Annotated in this window: 3 protein-coding genes; 1 reads left to right on the top strand and 2 read right to left on the bottom strand. The window is 74.0% G+C overall.

Annotation, left to right across the window (positions count from 1 at the left end; all coding sequences use genetic code 11):
* Positions 1-236: 236 nt before the first annotated feature.
* Complete coding sequence (locus AOK24_RS42160; RefSeq protein ID WP_055725161.1) at positions 237-1619, top strand: class I SAM-dependent RNA methyltransferase; 1383 nt, start codon at positions 237-239, stop codon at positions 1617-1619.
* Positions 1620-1644: 25 nt separating this feature from the next.
* Here AOK24_RS42160 and AOK24_RS42155 read toward each other — a convergent pair whose 3' ends face one another.
* Positions 1645-2136: a DUF4188 domain-containing protein gene (locus AOK24_RS42155; RefSeq protein WP_055725160.1), complete on the bottom strand. Its 492-nt coding sequence runs from the start codon at positions 2134-2136 to the stop codon at positions 1645-1647.
* A gap of 35 nt (positions 2137-2171) precedes the next feature.
* A complete protein-coding gene (locus AOK24_RS42150; protein WP_063799624.1) occupies positions 2172-2891 on the bottom strand; it encodes an alpha/beta fold hydrolase in 720 nt (239 codons plus the stop codon).
* Positions 2892-3253 lie beyond the last annotated feature (362 nt).

Raw genomic sequence — 3253 nt, 5'->3', positions numbered from 1 at the left:
GGGCGGCGCGGGCGTCGCTCTGCGGGGCCCGTGCGCGGCTCCGGCGGGCGGAGCCGAGGCGGGCCCGTGGGGGCTTCGGCGGTCGGCGTCGGGGCGGCTCCGTGCGCGGCTTCGGCGGCGGTCGTCGGGGTCGTGCGCAGGGCCTAGACTGGACGGCTGTCGTCGTACGGCGGTCCTGAGGCTGCCGCCTCCGCCGCGCACCCCCCGTCGCCTTTCCGATCTGGAGTCACCCCGCCATGCAGGCAGAACCGAAGAAACAGCAGGCGGGGAAGGCTCGCGCAGGGCGCGGCGGGGAGGAGTCCGGCGCGGAGTCCCTCGTCGGGCGGGAGTACGAGGTCGAGGTCGGGGCCGTCGCCCACGGCGGGCACTGCATCGCGCGGACCGACGAGGGGCAGGTGCTGTTCGTCCGGCACGCCCTGCCCGGGGAGCGGGTGCTCGCGCGGGTCACCGAGGGCGAGGAGGGGGCGCGGTTCCTGCGGGCCGACGCCGTCGAGGTGCTCACCGCGTCCAAGGACCGCGTCGAGGCGCCGTGCCCCTTCGCCGGGCCCGGCAGGTGCGGCGGCTGCGACTGGCAGCACGCCAAGCCCGGGGCCCAGCGGCGGATGAAGGGCGAGGTCCTCGCCGAGCAGCTCCTGCGGCTCGCCGGGCTCACCCCCGAGGAGGCCGGCTGGGACGGCACCGTCATGCCCGCCGAGGGCGACAAGCTGCCCGCCGGTGAGGTGCCGCAGTGGCGTACGCGGGTGCAGTACGCCGTCGACACGGACGGCAACGCGGGGCTTCGCCGGCACCGCTCGCACGAGGTCGAGGTCATCGACCACTGCATGATCGCGGCGCCGGGCGTCTCCGAACTCGGCATCGAGAAGCGGGACTGGATCGGGATGGACTCCGTCGAGGCGATCGCCGCGACCGGGTCCCAGGACCGGCAGGTCATCCTCACGCCCCGGCCCGGCGCCCGCCTTCCCCTCGTCGAGCTCGACAAACCCGTCTCCGTCATGCGCGTCGAGGAGAAGGACGGCGGCGTCCACCGCGTCCACGGCCGGCCCTTCGTCCGCGAGCGCGCCGACGGGCGTACGCACCGGGTCGGCAGCGGCGGCTTCTGGCAGGTCCACCCCAAGGCGGCCGACACCCTGGTCCTCGCCGTCATGCAGGGCCTCCTGCCCCGCAAGGGCGAGATGGCCCTCGACCTCTACTGCGGCGTCGGCCTCTTCGCCGGCGCCCTCGCCGACCGCCTCGGCGAGAAGGGCGCCGTCCTCGGCATCGAGTCCGGCAAGCGCGCCGTCGAGGACGCGCGGCACAACCTCGCCGAGTTCCCGCGCGTCCGCATCGAGCAGGGCAAGGTGGACGCCGTCCTGCCCCGCACCGGCATCACCGAGGTCGACCTGATCGTCCTCGACCCGCCTCGCGCGGGCGCCGGCCGGTCCACCGTCCAGCACCTCGCGTCCCTCGGCGCCCGCCGGATCGCGTACGTGGCGTGCGATCCGGCCGCGCTGGCCCGGGACTTGGGGTACTTCCGGGACGGGGGGTACCGGGTGCGGACGCTTCGGGCGTTCGACCTGTTCCCGATGACGCATCACCTGGAGTGCGTGGCGATCCTGGAGCCGGCGGCCAAGGGGGCCTGACCCGCGGCCCTCGGGGAACCGGCGGCTACCTCTCCGCCGCACCCAGACGCTGGGCCGCCGTGTCGCCGCGGCGGGCGACCGGGACGACGCCGGTCGCGGCGGCGAGGCCGTAGGCGGGCATGTCGACGTACACCGACTCGTAGGAGCCCGCCGGGACGATGAACGTCTCGTGCCAGATGCCGACGTTGCCCTTCCCGGCGCGGGCGCGGCGGTTGAACTCGGTCCAGGCGGGGCGGTGTTCGAGGTCGCGCTGGTGGGCGTAGGCCAGGAGGCTGTCCTTGTCGGTCCAGTACTGGACGACGTAGAAGTCCCGGAGGCCGCCGTAGAGGACCTTGTAGCCGAGGAGGCCGCGGCTCTTCTCCCGCGACAGTTCGCGCAGCATGCGCGGCATCGACCTGAAAGCCGGCAGCCAGCTGGAGAGTGCCCGCAGCCGGTTGATGCGCAGGCCGATGTGGAAGACGACGACGCCGTTCTCGGCGGCGGCGGTGTTGCGTCCCGGGATCACTTTCTCGGACATGGTCCTCCTCTGGTCCGTGCCGGCCGCTCGCGCGGTCAGCGGATCGGCGTCCGTTCCTGAACGGCTGTCTCGATGAGGCCCACCGCCGCGCCCGGGCGGGAGACGAACACCAGGTGCGAGGCGCCCTCGACGATCTGGGTCCGCGCTCCGGAGCGCCGGGCCATGAACTCCTGGGCCGCCGGGGGGATGATCCGGTCGGCGCCGCTGATCAGGTTGTAGGCCGGGATCGTGTGCCACGCCTGCGGTCCCGAGGCGGGCTCGCCCAGGGCGGCGGCGGTGGCGGGGCGCTGTGTGATCGCGTGGAGGGCGGCTTCCGGTGCCGGTACGTCGGCCGCGAAGTGGGGGTGGAAGACCTCGGGGGCGAAGTAGAGGTCCACCTGGCCGTCCGGCAGCGGTACGGGCCTGAGGGACTCGCCCACGGTGCTGCCCGGGAACCTCGCCGCCAGGGCCTGCGCGCTCTCGCCCGTCTCCGGCACGAACGCCGCGAGGTAGACCAGCGCCTTCACGTTCGGGTTTCCCTCGGCGGCCATGGAGATGACCGCGCCGCCGTAGGAGTGCCCGACCAGCACGACCGGTCCCTCGACGCTGTCCAACAGCGCTCTGACGTCCGCCGCGTCGGAGGCGAGCCCCCGGAGGGGGTTCGGCGCGGCGACCACGGCGTGGCCGTCGGCGACGAGCCGCTTGGTGACGGCGTTGAAACCACTGCTGTCGGCGAAGGCTCCGTGCACGAGCACGATCGTCGGTTTCCCGCTCACGATGAACCAGCCCCTTCCCTCGGACGACGACCCGTTCACGCTCGACGGAACGCTACGGCGCGGCACTGGACGGAACCGGAACGCGGCCGGGACCTCGTTCCCGGCGGCCTTCACGGATCGTTCAGTCGGCGTCGAGCCGGCGCATGGACCGGACCACCGGGCGACCGTACAGTGGCCGTGCCGCAGCCGGTCGCGGTCGGTCCGTGAGCAGGGGGAGAGGTGGGCATGGCTTCCTCCGGGGCGCGCCTGCGCTTACAGGTTCTCGGCCCGCTGCGGGTCTGGCGGGACGGCGTCGAAGTGGACCCCGGGCCCCGGCAGCAGGCGTACCTCCTCGCGATCCTGCTCGCCCGCGCGGGCAAGCC

Origin of the sequence: Streptomyces niveiscabiei (genome assembly GCF_001419795.1) — a bacterium.
In the GTDB taxonomy this organism is placed as follows: Bacteria; Actinomycetota; Actinomycetes; order Streptomycetales; family Streptomycetaceae; genus Streptomyces; species Streptomyces niveiscabiei.
The sequence above is the reverse complement of the archived record's forward strand: the minus strand, read 5'-3'. Positions and strand labels throughout refer to the sequence as shown.